Origin of the sequence: Chitinophaga sp. YR573, from assembly GCF_900110995.1 — a bacterium.
Lineage (GTDB): Bacteria > Bacteroidota > Bacteroidia > Chitinophagales > Chitinophagaceae > Chitinophaga.
This window is the reverse complement of record NZ_FOJF01000001.1, coordinates 2167736-2182386: the sequence shown is the minus strand read 5'-3', so window position 1 is coordinate 2182386 and position 14651 is coordinate 2167736. Positions and strand designations below refer to the sequence as shown.

8 protein-coding genes are annotated in these 14651 nt (G+C 43.2%); 2 read left to right on the top strand and 6 right to left on the bottom strand.

What is annotated here, in order from left to right; genetic code table 11:
• Nucleotides 1–36: 36 nt before the first annotated feature.
• Nucleotides 37–762, bottom strand: a complete 726-nt coding sequence (locus BMW86_RS09125; protein ID WP_089781081.1) for a ferredoxin--NADP reductase — start codon at nucleotides 760–762, stop codon at nucleotides 37–39.
• A gap of 72 nt (nucleotides 763–834) precedes the next feature.
• Between BMW86_RS09125 and mfd the strand changes: the two genes are divergently transcribed.
• A complete protein-coding gene (gene mfd / locus BMW86_RS09120) occupies nucleotides 835–4209 on the top strand; it encodes a transcription-repair coupling factor (protein WP_089781078.1) in 3375 nt (1124 codons plus the stop codon).
• Between the two features lie 46 nt (nucleotides 4210–4255).
• Here the strand turns inward: mfd and BMW86_RS09115 are convergent, their stop codons facing one another.
• A complete protein-coding gene (locus BMW86_RS09115; protein ID WP_089781076.1) occupies nucleotides 4256–6196 on the bottom strand; it encodes a lectin-like domain-containing protein in 1941 nt (646 codons plus the stop codon).
• Between the two features lie 193 nt (nucleotides 6197–6389).
• Between BMW86_RS09115 and BMW86_RS09110 the strand changes: the two genes are divergently transcribed.
• Nucleotides 6390–7106 (top strand): SIMPL domain-containing protein, encoded by a 717-nt coding sequence (locus BMW86_RS09110; protein ID WP_089781074.1) that lies wholly within the window; start codon nucleotides 6390–6392, stop codon nucleotides 7104–7106.
• A gap of 73 nt (nucleotides 7107–7179) precedes the next feature.
• Here the strand turns inward: BMW86_RS09110 and BMW86_RS09105 are convergent, their stop codons facing one another.
• The 4 genes from BMW86_RS09105 to gyrB all read right to left on the bottom strand — a co-directional run bounded on the left by BMW86_RS09105 (nucleotide 7180) and on the right by gyrB (nucleotide 14552).
• Nucleotides 7180–8571: a SusD/RagB family nutrient-binding outer membrane lipoprotein gene (locus BMW86_RS09105; RefSeq protein WP_089781072.1), complete on the bottom strand. Its 1392-nt coding sequence runs from the start codon at nucleotides 8569–8571 to the stop codon at nucleotides 7180–7182.
• An 18-nt stretch (nucleotides 8572–8589) separates the two neighbouring features.
• The gene (locus BMW86_RS09100; RefSeq protein ID WP_089781070.1) at nucleotides 8590–11625 is read right to left on the bottom strand and encodes a SusC/RagA family TonB-linked outer membrane protein; all 3036 of its coding nucleotides are present in this window, start codon (nucleotides 11623–11625) and stop codon (nucleotides 8590–8592) included.
• Nucleotides 11626–11902: 277 nt separating this feature from the next.
• A complete protein-coding gene (locus BMW86_RS09095) occupies nucleotides 11903–12382 on the bottom strand; it encodes a hypothetical protein (RefSeq protein ID WP_089781068.1) in 480 nt (159 codons plus the stop codon).
• 190 nt (nucleotides 12383–12572) lie between these two features.
• Nucleotides 12573–14552, bottom strand: coding sequence for a DNA topoisomerase (ATP-hydrolyzing) subunit B (gene gyrB / locus BMW86_RS09090; protein ID WP_089781066.1), 1980 nt, complete (start codon nucleotides 14550–14552; stop codon nucleotides 12573–12575).
• Nucleotides 14553–14651: the final 99 nt, after the last annotated feature.

Here is a 14651-nt window from a genome sequence, read left to right as displayed (position 1 = left end):
CTCATAATTTGTGATGGTGCGAAGCACCATCACAAATTATCCATATAACTCCAGGTGAATATCGTGTCTGTCGTACCCCATTGCCATAATCCGCTGTTTCGCCTCATCAATCATTTCCTTCCATCCACAGAGAAAGAAATAAGCCGGCCTTTTGTTCAGGGCCAGTAATTCCTCATAGATCAGGTGTACATATCCTTTATGGCGTGTCCAGGAATCGTCCTCCTGAGAGAGCGTTGGCAGGTATTGAAAGCCTGGCAGCTGATTCTGCAGTTGCCACATTTCATCCGCATAGAGCAGGTCGCATTGCTGCCGGCAGCCATAAATAAGGTGTACGGGCTGATGGGGAATGCCATGTGTATGGATATGGTGTGCCATAGCCCGGAAGGGGGCAATCCCTGTGCCGGTGCAGATAAGGAAAAGCTCCCTATCCAGCTGTTCGGGTAAGGTGAAGCAGCCCAATGGCCCTTTCAGTACCAGCTCGCTGCCTTCTTTCACTTCATTGAAGAGGTAGGTAGTACCCGCTCCGCCCTGCAGCAATACGATGACCAGTTCAATTTCATTGGTCCCGTTCGGTGGAGAGGCGATAGAGTAGCTTCGCCAGCGTTTATTCTTCTTTTCGTGAATGGGGAGATCCAGGGTAACAAACTGACCAGGTTTGAAGTCAAAACAGTCTTTTTCCCTGATCTGTATCCAGAACCGTCTTGTATTAGGCGTCTCCTGTACAATACGGGTTACGTAACCATTATACCATTGTTCTAGCATTTGCGTGGAATTTCTCTTTTAAATTTAACGAAAATAGTCCGTTTTCGATTTCTTCGTATCTTTGCCCCCCTCATGAATATACAGGCTGTTTTACAACTGTACCAGCGTGATACCCGGCTGCAACAGCTGGTTAAAGGGATCAATTTGTCTGGTCCGAACTACTTTCAACTTACAGGATTGACCGGCAGCGCCACTACTTTTGCAGCAGTAGGGGCCTGGGAGCTTGCTGCTTCCACCAATCACCTGTTCATTTTAAACGACAAAGAAGAAGCCGCTTACTTCCATAACGACCTGGAACAACTGAGTCAGGCCCTGGATATCTTCTACTTTCCGGACTCCTTTAAGAAAACCGGTCAGTTTAACGAACTGAACGGAAGCCATAGCATGCTGAGAACGGAAGCGCTGATGAAGTTCTCCGGTCCCAGCATCAACAAGAAAGTCCTGGTTACTTATCCGGAAGCGCTATGGGAAAAGGTATCTGCCTCTGTTGCTTTCAGCGCCAACATGGTACAGCTGAAAGTAGGGGATGTACTGAAAGTGGACCCCTTACTGGAAAAACTGGTAGGCTGGGGATTCCATTTTACTGACTTCGTCTATGAACCAGGACAATATGCTCTTCGTGGCGGTATCCTCGATATCTATTCTTTTGGCAACGAAAAGCCTTACCGTATTGAACTGTTCGGAGAAGATATTGACTCTATCCGGTTGTTTGATCCGGAATCACAGCTGAGTGAGCGTAAGCTGACTCAGGTGACGCTGATCGCCAATATGGATACCCATGGACTGGATCATCAGAAAACGTCCCTGCTGGAGTTCCTGCCGTCTAATACAGTGGTATGGATGAAAGACCCTGCTTATGTGCAGGATGTAATCCTGCAACTGGAAGAACGACTGGATGCCTTTTTACAAACAGGACAAAAGGTGAAGGTGGATGATGATGAGAAGATGGACCTGTCGGAGACCGATTTCGTAAAGGCACATCCGCTGATGCAACAGATCTTACAGCGGAATTGTGTGGTGTTCGGGAAGCGATCCTGGTGGGAAGAGACGAACCGTTCCTTTACACCGATCAACTTTGAAACACAGGAACAACCGGTATTTAACCGGCAGTTTGAAATGCTGATCAAAGACCTTGATGGGCACGATAAGAAAAAGTATTCACTCTTCATCTTTGCCGAGAATGCCAAACAGCTGGAAAGACTGCGCAGTATTTTCGAAGACCTGAAAGCAGATTTTTCTTTTTATCCTATTGCCGTTCCCGTTAGTCATGGGTTCATAGATCATACACTGAAAATAGTTTGTTATACAGATCACCAGATCTTCCAGCGTTACCACAAATACAAGGTAAAGCAGGCATATAACAAGAACAAAGCGATTACACTCAAAACACTGCGTGAACTACAGGCAGGAGATTTTGTGACACATATCGATCATGGTATAGGAGTGTACAGTGGTTTGCAGAAGATTGAAGTAGGTGGTAAAATGCAGGAGGCTATCCGTATCATTTACAAGAACAGTGACCTGTTGTATGTAAATATCAACTCCCTGCATAAGATCAGTAAATATACCGGTAAAGAAGGTGTGGAACCCCGTGTGAATAAACTGGGTAGTGATGCCTGGGATAAGCTGAAAGAAAAAGCGAAAACACAGGTAAAAGATATTGCGAAAGATCTTATCAAACTATATGCTGCGCGTAAGGCAGAAGAAGGGTTTGCCCATTCTCCTGATACCTATCTGCAAACAGAACTGGAAGCATCTTTCCTGTATGAAGATACACCAGACCAGAGTAAGGCTACAGCTGATGTGAAGAGAGATATGGAATCTCCCTCTCCTATGGACAGGCTGGTATGTGGTGATGTGGGCTTTGGTAAAACAGAGATCGCAGTACGTGCGGCGTTTAAATCACTGGTAGATGGTAAACAGGCTGCCGTATTGGTACCTACTACTATCCTGGCTTTCCAGCACTTCAAAACTTTCTCCGAAAGATTAAAAGACTTCCCCTGCACCGTAGATTATCTCAACCGCTTTAAATCATCCAAAGAGAAAAAGGATACTTTACAGCGCTTAGCAGAAGGAAAGATAGATATCATTATCGGTACACATGCTTTATTAGGGAAGGATGTTAAGTTCAAAGACCTGGGTGCACTGATCGTGGATGAGGAACAGAAATTCGGGGTATCTGCAAAGGAAAAACTGAAGCAGATAAAACTGAATGTGGATACACTTACACTAACGGCTACGCCTATTCCAAGAACACTACAGTTCTCTCTGATGGGTGCACGTGACCTGTCTGTTATCAATACACCACCGCCTAACCGTCAGTCGATAGAAACAGAAGTACATGTGTTTGATCATGACCTGATACGTGATGCGATCTACTATGAAACAGAGCGTGGCGGACAGGTATACTTTGTATATAACCGTGTGAAAGGACTGGGAGAAATGAGCAGCCTGATAAAGGGATTATGCCCGGACCTTTCTATTGCTACTGCACACGGACAAATGGAAGGGCATCAGCTGGAAGAAGTGATCATGGACTTTATAGACCGTAAATACGATGTACTTGTATGTACCAATATCGTAGAAAGCGGTGTGGATATTCCGAATGCAAATACCATCATTATCAATAATGCACATCACTTCGGGTTAAGTGATCTGCACCAGTTGCGCGGACGTGTAGGACGCAGTAATAAAAAAGCATTCTGTTACCTGCTGGCTCCTCCTGTAAATACATTGCCGGCAGATAGCCGTAAGCGTTTGCAGACACTGGAACAGCATAGTGAGCTGGGTAGTGGTTTCCAGATAGCGATGCGCGACCTGGACATACGTGGTGCGGGTAATTTACTGGGTGGGGAACAGAGTGGTTTTATGGCAGAGATAGGCTTTGATATGTACCAGAAAATTCTGGATGAAGCTATCCGTGAATTAAAACAGAATGAGTTCCGGGAGTTGTTTAAAGATCAGCTGGAAGAGAAGAAGGATTATGTAAGTGATTGTACGATTGATACAGATCTTGAAATCCTGATCCCGGATAGTTATGTGGAAAGTATTCAGGAACGTCTGAACCTTTACCAGGAGTTGGATAACATTACCCTGGAAGCTAAACTGCAGGATTTCGAGAAAGCTTTACAGGATAGATTCGGTCCTGTGCCTGATCAGGTAAAAGACCTGCTGACTACCATACGATCCCGCTGGATGGCTATTCAGCTGGGCTTTATAAAGATGATGCTGAAGGAAGAAAAGCTGCGTTGTTATTTTATCAATAACCCGGATTCTCCTTTCTTTACCTCTGCTACATTTAATCATATGCTTACTTATATTCAGACACGTGTGAATAATGCGAAGCTGAAACAGGTAGGTAAGAATTTTATGCTGGTGGTAGATAATATAAAATCGATGAATGATCTGCATGACTTCCTGAAAGGAATGACAGACTCAAGAAAGTAATAAAAAGATAAAGCCCGGTATTTATAGTACCGGGCTTTATTATTGTTTATCGTACTAATGTTACTGTTCCTTTTCTACTGAATGTTCTCCCTAAATAATCTTTCCCCTGAATCATCCATACATAGGTGCCTGCTTCTGAAGGAATGCCTTTAAATGTGCCATCCCAACCGGTTGTCAGGGATTGTGTACGGAATACTTCCTGTCCCCAGCGGGACCATACACAAAAGAAATCAAGGGCTGGTACTCCCGGAGAAATAGCGTGGAAAACATCATTGCGTCCATCGTTATTGGGAGAGAAAGCAGTGGGTACATAAAACTCCGGCCCCTTATATACTTTTACGTTCAGGGTATCTTTATCGATACATCCTTCCGGAGATGTTACGGTGAGATAATAAGTCTGATCTGATTGCAGATAAGCCAGCGGAGCAGAAGAATAACTATTATCCAATCCGTTGGCAGGAGACCAGCTGTATTGCAGGTTCTGGCCATTCGCAACAGCGTTTAACTGTAAAGGTTGTCCATTGGCAATGAGTGTATCACGTCCTGCATTTACATGCAGGTCTAAAATTGAAACGGGAACAACAACGGTATTGGATACACAGTTATCCGTACTGACTGTATAGAGAGATGCCTGGTAATCTCCACCTTTGGGGTATGTATAGTTCAGCAGTTGTGAACTAACTATAGCGCCGTTCCCAAGGTCCCAGTGCCATTCCTGCAAAGCAATAGCTGGTGTAAAATCTGTACCGGTGAACTGAACAGGGAAACCCAGACAGGCATTTTCTCCGGTCGCGCTCACCGCCGGTGTAGCATATGCCTGTAACGTTTTCTGTATCTCATCAGTACATCCTTCTTTGGATGTTACCTGTAAGTGTATATCATAAGAGCCGGTAGCGGTATAGGTTACTACAGGGTCTTTAGTATCAGATGTTTGTCCGTTCCCAAAGTCCCAGTTCCAATACGCTAATGAACCTACGCTAAGCGTCGTTTCATCTTTAAACTGTAGTTGTTTCCCGGTGCATAATACCGGCATAGAGAAGTCTGCCACAGGGTAGGTGCCTATTGTTACGGGTTGTTTCATGGTATCAGACACACAACCGCTGTTATCTTCTATCACCATTGTTACCAGGTATTTTCCGGGTTTGGCATATTGATGTGGTGGTGGCTGAGAGACGGTGTATGTAGTACCATCTCCGAAATCCCATAACCAGCGGGTAATGGTACCGAAAGACTTGGAGTTGTCTCCAAAGGTAACAGGCGTACCGTCACAGAAAATCTGACTGTTATCAAATTCCAGCTGAGGGCGTAAGGCTGCGCAGAACTGTTGTTTGTTGGAACTACCGCCGGTACCGGAGCCAAACCCCCAGTATACTAAAGGGCTGTTGTTAAAAATATCTTTTACCAGATCTTTTTGAAGAGATAACCTGGTTGCACCATCCATACTAACGTCCATTTGTTTAGCCGTAGCATCCCATTTAATGCGGAAAATATGCCAGTTGCAGTCTTCTATATTATCGCTGCTGATAAGGGCCGTAACAGGCCCCGCAAGGTTATTTGCCGAGAGGTGATCTGTTACGCCATTCATTTGTATAGCCAGGTGATCAAAAGAAGGGTCGTTTTCATCATCATTCTGCCAGGTATCTATGATAACTCCCAGGGAAGGACTGATTCCTTTAAAACCTATACCCTGCCCAATAGCTCCCAGGTTGGTACCTTGTGTCTGCAAAATAAATCCTATGCCATCGGCCCCGGTTTCATCTTTACAACCCAGGTTTACATCGAAATAATAATCAAAGGAAGCGCTCAGATCAATCTTATTCTTATTCCATACTGTGCCACTGGTGAAGGTTACATCTTCGGTGAGTACATAACAGTTACAGGTACGCTGGGTAGCAGCGCCATTCAGAATATAAGGAGTTTGTAACTGGGCGTAAAGGATAATCTGCATGCACAAAAGCCCTGCAATTAACCATATTGTTTTCCCCATAAGTGGCTTATGAAAGGTAATATATATAAAAACCCCGTTGTAACATATAGGGATGACGAACGTTTTAGTTGACGACCTTATATATCTATAATCGTCAAGTATTGGGCATTGATTAGCCGTAAAAATATTTTTACGGGATTTATGGAATCTTATTCTTTGGTAGCATCATAGTAGAAAATAAAAAACAAATCATATGAAAAAGGTAATGTTTATACTGGCAGGATTATTTTTATCAACTCTTAGTCAGGCACAGCAAACAGACAACAAACCTCCTGTAAAGAAAATTGAGGTAACGGGTTCTGCAGAAATTGAGATTACTCCGGACGAGATCTATTTAGATATAGCGTTGAGAGAATACAAGAATAAAACAACAAAGGTAGAGATTGGGGTACTGGAAAAACAATTGCAAAAGGCGGTGCTGGATGCTGGTATTGCACCTGCGGATCTTACCGTATCGAATGTATTTGGAAACAACTACGAACAGTGGTGGGTAAAGAAGAAAAAGGTCACTGATTTTATGGCGCGTAAACAGTTCCGTTTAAAACTCAGCAAGCTGGATAAAGTGAATGCGATACTTGGAGCGGTAGATGAGGAAGGTATTGAAAGTGTAAACATCAGCAGTTATACCAGCAGTAAGATGGAGGAATACCGTAAAGAAGTAAAGGTAAAAGCATTGCAGGCTGCTAAAGCAAAAGCCGGTTATATGCTGGAAGGTATCGGAGATAAGATAGATGGTGTACTGGAAGTGCAGGAGATCAATACAGATAATTATTCTGATGTACGTCCTTTAATGGCAAATGCATACATGAGAAGTGATAAAGCGATGGATACAGAATCAGCTATGCCCGATATCGATTTTAAAACGATCAAGGTAAGAGCAGAAGTAAGAGCGGTATTTTTCATTAAATAAGAATAAATCAAAAGGCCCCTGTCCGTAATACGAACAAGGGCCTTTTTTATAAAACAAACACACAACTATCTTATCAATTATCCCACCATACTTTATCAGCCAGTGTAGCCTTTTGTATAGCCTGAGGATTTGCACTGATCTCATTCAGCGGATAGAGAAACCTGCGGGGAATAACACTTACGTTGTTATTGGTAATCACTTTTAGATCAGGATAACCGGTACGGCGCCAGTCTACATAAGCCTCCTGTGAAAAGAAGTTTGCTGTATTCTTTTCTTCTATGATCATCTGCAGAGCATTCGCTGAAGTTAACGTACCACGTAATGATAAGTAAGTCTGTGCAGCTGCACTGGTAGTATCAATACCCAGCTTTAACAGGTTGCCTGCAACAGCAGCCCTGTATATAGGTTGCGCAGCAGCATAACCGGAAATGATATAAGTAGCTTCTGCTTTCAGGAACATTGCTTCAGCAGCATTCAGTACGTATACATTAGAAGCGATGCCTCCATAGAAACTTCCTGCCACAGAAAAATCTGATAAGGTCCCTGCACCTGCACCGATCACATTACCGGTATATAAACCGGTCCCTTCTGCTTTGCTTACCAGGTAAGGCAAACGTGGATCACTGTGTGCTTTCAGAGAGTCTACATATTTTGATGATAATGTTAAAGTAGTGGTATTGAAAAAATGCAGATACCATGGATTAGATGAGGTGGATGTTCCTGTGTAAGGGAAAAAACAGTCATCGTCATTGCTGGTCATACCGTTACTTAATGCAGCCAGTGCCAGTGTTGCCTGTGCAGAGGCGGTATAACCGGGCGCTTTTGTAAGGTGCATATAATAACGGGCTTTGAGCGTATATGCCATCTTGGCCCATTTGGTCATATCTCCGCTATAGAAATAATCATCTGTAGAAGGAGTAGTACCGGTACCTGCATTTACTTCAACAATGGCGCTGTCTAATAAGGCCTGAATTGACTTGTAAATATCTTCCTGGGCATCATATGAAGGAGTGGTATTACCAACACCGGTAAATGCCTGGGAATAAGGAATATCTCCCCAGAGGTCTGTAGCATTACCCAGTGCATAAGCAGTTAATATTTTAGAGATACCTGCATACATACCATTGCCATTTGCCGTAGCCTGTACATTTAAGAGATGCAGGTTATTCATTATTGCTACATAGTAAGAGCCCCAGAAATCATCAAAGGTAGAACTGGTGACCATGTAATTGACAGTATTCGGCAGTGGCTGATTAGGTACACAATTCTGCATCCACTGATTAACAAGTGAAGCACCATTACCGGCTGTGATATATTGGGATGTAGCTGCTTCCAGGGGTGCCAGCATCAGGCTTTCTGATACAGTGGATGGCACATTTGGATTGTCATTTACATCCAGGTATTTTTTACACCCTGTAAATACAGTAGTTGCAAGGGTGATTATGATGATGAATGATCTTTTCATGTTGTAAATAGTTTGCGTTTAAAAAGTGATCCTGAGTGTGCAGTCAAATGAGCGGGAAGTAGGCGCTGAGAATGTATAGATCCCCAGTCCACTGTTATGGTTGCCCCATGAGTTCACTTCCGGATCACCACCGGTGAAATCAGCTGCTTTATGAATCCACAGGTTACGCCCTGTCAGCACGATAGACGCATCTTTGAATGGCATTTTGCCTAATAGTTTTTTATCGAGGTTGTAAGACAGTGATACGTTACGCAGTTTGATGTAAGAGTCGTCCTGTATTACGGCTTCGGTTATACCGCTTATCTGCTGGAAGTACTGCTGACCGGTTACTGAAACTGTATTGGCAGTACCGGTTGCATCGCTGATACCTTTTACTACCCTGTCTGCCCTGTTTTCAGTAGGTTTGGATGTACCATAATACAAGCCATAACCATCATCAGAGTTTAAGATATCTCCACCTTGTTTGGTGTCGATGAAGAAGCTGAAACCAAATTGTTTGTAACGGATGTAGTTGGTGATACCGCCTGTCCAGCGAGGAGTGATATTACCTACGATGCCATATTCATCTGATGCATAAGGTAAGCCTGCATCGTTGATTTTTAACTGGCCATCTGTTGTGCGTGCATATTTAGTTCCGAACAAAGAACCCCATGGCTGGCCTTTTACTGCATAGATAGTACCAATGGATGTCTGATCCAGGCCACCACCAATTTGCAGTACTTTTGAATTCAGCTTGGTGTAGTTAATGGTAACATCCCAGCTGAAACTTTTTGTTTTAACAGGAGTAAGGTTTAATAATACCTCAACACCTTTGGTCTCCATCTTGGCAGAGTTGATTGTTGTAGAGGAGTAACCGGTAGAGTTAGCCAGTGAAATACCGGATACAAGACCATCACTCATTTTTCTGTCGAAATAGGATGCTTCCAATCCTATCCTGTTGTTGAACATTTTTGTCTCCAATCCTATTTCAAACTCTTTCTGTAATTCATTTTTCAGATTAGCATTACCCAGGGCGCTGTTAATGAGGAAGCCATTCTGTCCATTATAAGGGAAGTTAAGGTTACTGCTGGCATCACCGGCAATAACAGCCTGTAAGTATGGAGTCTGAGTGGAATAAGCTACTACGTTATCATTACCTACAACAGCATAAGAAGCTCTCACCTTAGCGAAGTTGACAGTCTCCTTTAATTTATCTGTAAATAATTCAGAGAAGATGAAACCGGCTGCAGCAGAACCATAAGGGTAGTAAGTATGATTAGTTGCTAACACGGAGCTGCCATCATATCTTCCACTGAGGGAGAGGACGATCATCCTGTTATAATCAACTTCTGCCTGGGCATAAAAGCCTACTTTCCTGTTTCTTGTCATGGACTCTGTGTAGGTCACAGTAGATGCACTGGCCATGTTGTAATAGCCTGGTTTTGCCAGTCCAAGACCTTTGGCAGTCATATAATCTGAATAATTGGCGTATATGTTATTACCCAGCATCAGACTGGAATTGAACTTACCGATCTGTTTCTTTAATTGAACGATAAAGTCGTGATTATACTGACGGAAGTTCTGATTATTCGTGTATACCAGACCGGTAGTATAAGTAATATCGTTTGTATTTACATGATAATTCAGATGGTCTGTATAAATATCCGCACCTATTCTTTCAGTAACAGACAACCAGTCGTTTGGAGCATATACAAAAGTCAGCAACGGTAAGAACCTGTTGACAGTAGAAGTATTCAGTACATTATCCAGTACCCAGTAAGGATTGTTACGGCTGTAGCGGTATAAGCGCTGTGTACCATCCGCATTCTGATAAGGATGGAAGTCATAGGATACAGGTCCCATGAATACTGTCCATAAAGGATTTTCCAGTCCATATCCTTCCGGCATTTTGTGGTTCAATACATTGCTGTAAGTAAACTGGAAAGTGGAGCTGAGTTTACTGGAGATTTGTGTATTATATTTTGCAAAGATGCTATGTCTGGTATAATCAGTATTAGGGATAGTACCCTGCTGATTAAAGTAGGAATAAGACATAAAGTAGTTGGACGTTGCATTACCTCCATCCACACTGATGGTGTTGTTGGTAGTAACACCAGTTCTGAAGAAATCTTTCAGAGGATTATGTCCGGGTACTTTTTTACCGTTTGCAGTGAGGGTATCTATTGCAGGCCCCCAGGAAGTACTGGCTTTGGCAGTTTCTCCATCTATATATACACCTTTATTACCCTGTGCATATTTGTATTGTCTGTCGGGGAAAATGGTATTTTCAAATGATACACCTGATGAAAGGGAAACGGTTGGTTTCCGGTTGATGTTGCCTTTCTTGGTAGTAATAAGCACAACACCTCTTGCACCCGCAGAACCGTACAATGCGGTAGCTGCGGCACCTTTTAATACGTTGATACTTTCGATGATACCCGGATCGATATCTGCGAGGCGGTTTGTACCGGGGCCACCGTCAAAGGCAGCATCAGTTTCATCGTTGTTGATGGGCACGCCGTCCATTACAATTAACGCCTGGTTTTCGCCGGCGATGGAAGTAACACCACGGATAACGATACGTGCAGAACTACCGGGCATTCCTGATGAGCTGGTGATCTGTACACCGGATACTTTACCGGTGAGAGAGTTTAATACATTCGGTTCTTTAGCCCGGAGGATCTCTTCACTTTTTACTTCCTGGGAGCTGAATGTGAGGTTGCGTTTTTCTTTTTTCACACCCAATGCTGTTACCACAACTTCATTCAGATCGCTGGGATTTTCTGCCAGTGTAATGGAGAGATGATCTTCACCACCCAGCGTGATTTCTTTTGTAGTGAAACCCACAGCGCGTATGGTGATGATGGCACCGGAAGCCGCATTTAATTTAAATGTACCATCTTTTTCGGTGATGGTACCTTTGGTGGTGCCTTTAATAGAGATAGTCGCATAACTAACCGGATGTTTACTTTCATCGGTCACAGTTCCTTCGATAACTCTGGTCTGTGCAAAGGTGAGGGAACTGCATAGCAGCCCCGCAAGCAGTGCCAGCAGGTAATATGAGTTTCTTTTCATACAACGAGATTAGATATTGGTTTCTTATGTGAAAAATCGTCCCTTTAAGCCATTCACCTGAACGGCATCCAATGTTGGTTCCTTAAGTTCATTGTCACTCACTTCAAAGTAAGCTCAGAATGAACTAGTTCTTTTTATTGTTCTTAACTATCTATGGGCAGATATTAACCGATCGGAGAAGAGAGAGGTTAAAATGGGGTGAAAATGAGGTAAAACAAAAAAGTCCCACCTTGACAGGCGGGACATGATGGAAAAAGATTTCAAAAAAAAACGATGATCAATTAGTGTTACTAATGTTTACTTTAAATTTTCCGTCCGTTAGTGGTGTTTCATTATCACCATTCTTTAAAATGCCGGCAAATGTGCCTTCGGCATACTTACTATTTATGCTTGTAATTTTAATTGTAGCGCTTGTACTTGTCCAGGACGCACTTTCATCACTCAGGTTCTTGGAGAACAGTATGAAAGCATGATTTGCTTCAGTAAATTCTCCGGTAGTAAGTGTGTCTGGGAAGATGATGGTAACAGCGAGGAAGCTGTTGAGGGTACCTACCATACCTTGTATGGTTAAGGCTTTTTTGCCAATACCTACGGTGTCTTCCAGGAATCCGGAAGCGGTATTGGCAGAATAGGCAGTGCTGTCAATAGAGAACGAACAGGAACCTGAGGCCAGCACTGCTTTATCTTTTTCACAAGAGATTACTGTAAACGTAATCGCAAATAGGCACAAAATTCCCAGGAGGGATTTGAGTTTCATAGGATAGGTAATTTCTCTAGGTATAGTGATAAATAGGAGTGCAAAATAGTGAGAAAAGAACGAATTAAATAAAATATTTATAAGTTTTTTAACAGTTTGTAGTGGGGTATTATCGAAGTAATTGGAAATGAATAGATAAAAAAAAGACGGATTACATCGTAATCCGTCTCACTATTATTTAAAATTATGTTTATACGTCGATCTTAGCATATTTTGCATGAGACTCGATGAATTCTCTGCGTGGAGGTACTTCATCGCCCATCAGCATGCTGAATACGCGGTCTGCTTCTGCAGCGCTTTCGATAGTTACCTGTTTAAGGGTACGGTTTTCGGGGTTCATGGTAGTTTCCCACAGTTGTTCTGCGTTCATCTCTCCCAAACCTTTATAACGCTGTATGGTTACGCTGTCTTCTTTACCACCTGCAATTTTGAAGATCGCTGCTTTACGGTCTTCTTCTGTCCAGGCATACATCTGTTCTTTGCTTTTCTTCACGAGGTATAAAGGTGGCTGGGCGATGTATACATAACCCTGTTCAACCATGGCCTTCATATAGCGGAAAATGAAAGTAAGGATCAGTGTTGCGATGTGACTACCATCCACGTCGGCATCCGTCATGATGATGAGCTTATGGTAGCGCAGTTTGGAAAGGTTCAGTGCTTTATCATCTTCTTCTGTACCGATGGTTACCCCCAGTGCGGTGAAGATGTTCTTGATTTCCTCGTTTTCGTAGATCTTGTATTCCATGGCTTTTTCCACGTTCAGGATTTTACCCCTTAACGGCAGAATTGCCTGGAAGCTACGGTTACGGCCTTGTTTAGCCGTACCACCTGCCGAATCCCCTTCGACCAGGTACAGTTCGCAGATCTTAGGATCACTTTCGGAGCAGTCTGCCAGTTTACCTGGTAAGCCACTGCCACTCAGTACGCTTTTACGCTGTACCATCTGACGTGCCTTACGGGCAGCCTCACGGGCCTGTGCAGCCAGTACTACCTTATTGATGATCGTTTTAGCATCACGGGGATGTTCTTCCAGATAAGCTTCCAGTACTGCAGCTACAGAACTGTCAACTATACCCATTACATCGGAGTTACCGAGTTTGGTTTTAGTCTGTCCTTCAAACTGAGGTTCAGGAACCTTTACGCTGATTACAGCGCTCAGCCCTTCACGGAAGTCATCACCGGTTACTTCGATCTTTGTTTTTTCGAACAGTTTGTTCTTATCACCATAACTTTTAAATACACGGGTGATAGCACGGCGGAAACCTGCTACGTGTGTACCTCCTTCTATGGTATTGATATTATTTACGTAAGAGAAGATATTCTCAGCAAATGAATCATTATAGATAATGGCTACTTCCACAGCTACATTACTATTTGGCTCATGGATATCTACTGAAATAGGTTCAGACAGTAATGGATTACGGCGACCGTTACGATCCAGCATCTGTACAAACTCAGTGATACCACCTTCGCTGTAGAAAGTTTCACTAAAGAAATTACCGTCTTCGTTTCTCTCACGTTCGTCCGTTAATGTGATTTTGATCTTACGGTTCAGGTAAGACAATTCACGTAAACGACCTGCCAGTATCTCGCGATTGTAGGTAGTATCTTTAAATATTTCGTGATCGGGTTTGAAGTGTATGGTGGTTCCTGTTTCTTCTGAAACACCAATCTCACGTACAGGGTACTGAGGTGCGCCACGCTGGTATTCCTGTTCAAACAGTTTACCATCACGGCGTACGGTTGCCAGCAGCAGGCTACTCAGTGCGTTTACGCAACTGACACCTACTCCGTGTAAACCACCGGATACCTTATATGTGTTCTTGTCGAATTTACCACCTGCGTGTAATACGGTCATTACCACTTCCAGTGCTGAACGGCCTTCTTTGGTGTTCATACCGGTTGGGATACCACGACCGTCATCTACAACACGGATAGAGTTGTCTTCACAGATTGTAACATCAATATTTTTGCAATAACCTGCCAACGCTTCGTCGATGGAGTTATCCACCACTTCATACACCAGGTGATGCAGCCCTTTTATACCGATGTCTCCAATATACATGGCCGGGCGTTTACGTACCGCCTCAAGACCTTCTAATACCTGTATACTATCCGCATCATAACCATTGCTGGCAGGGGAAGTTGCTTGCACTAATTCTTCGCTCATATTTGGGTGTAAAATGTGTTTAGAGTTGAATTCTCGTGAATTGGGCAAATATACGAAAAACGAGGCTTATTTCCATGTTTAATGTGCATATTTTTGCAT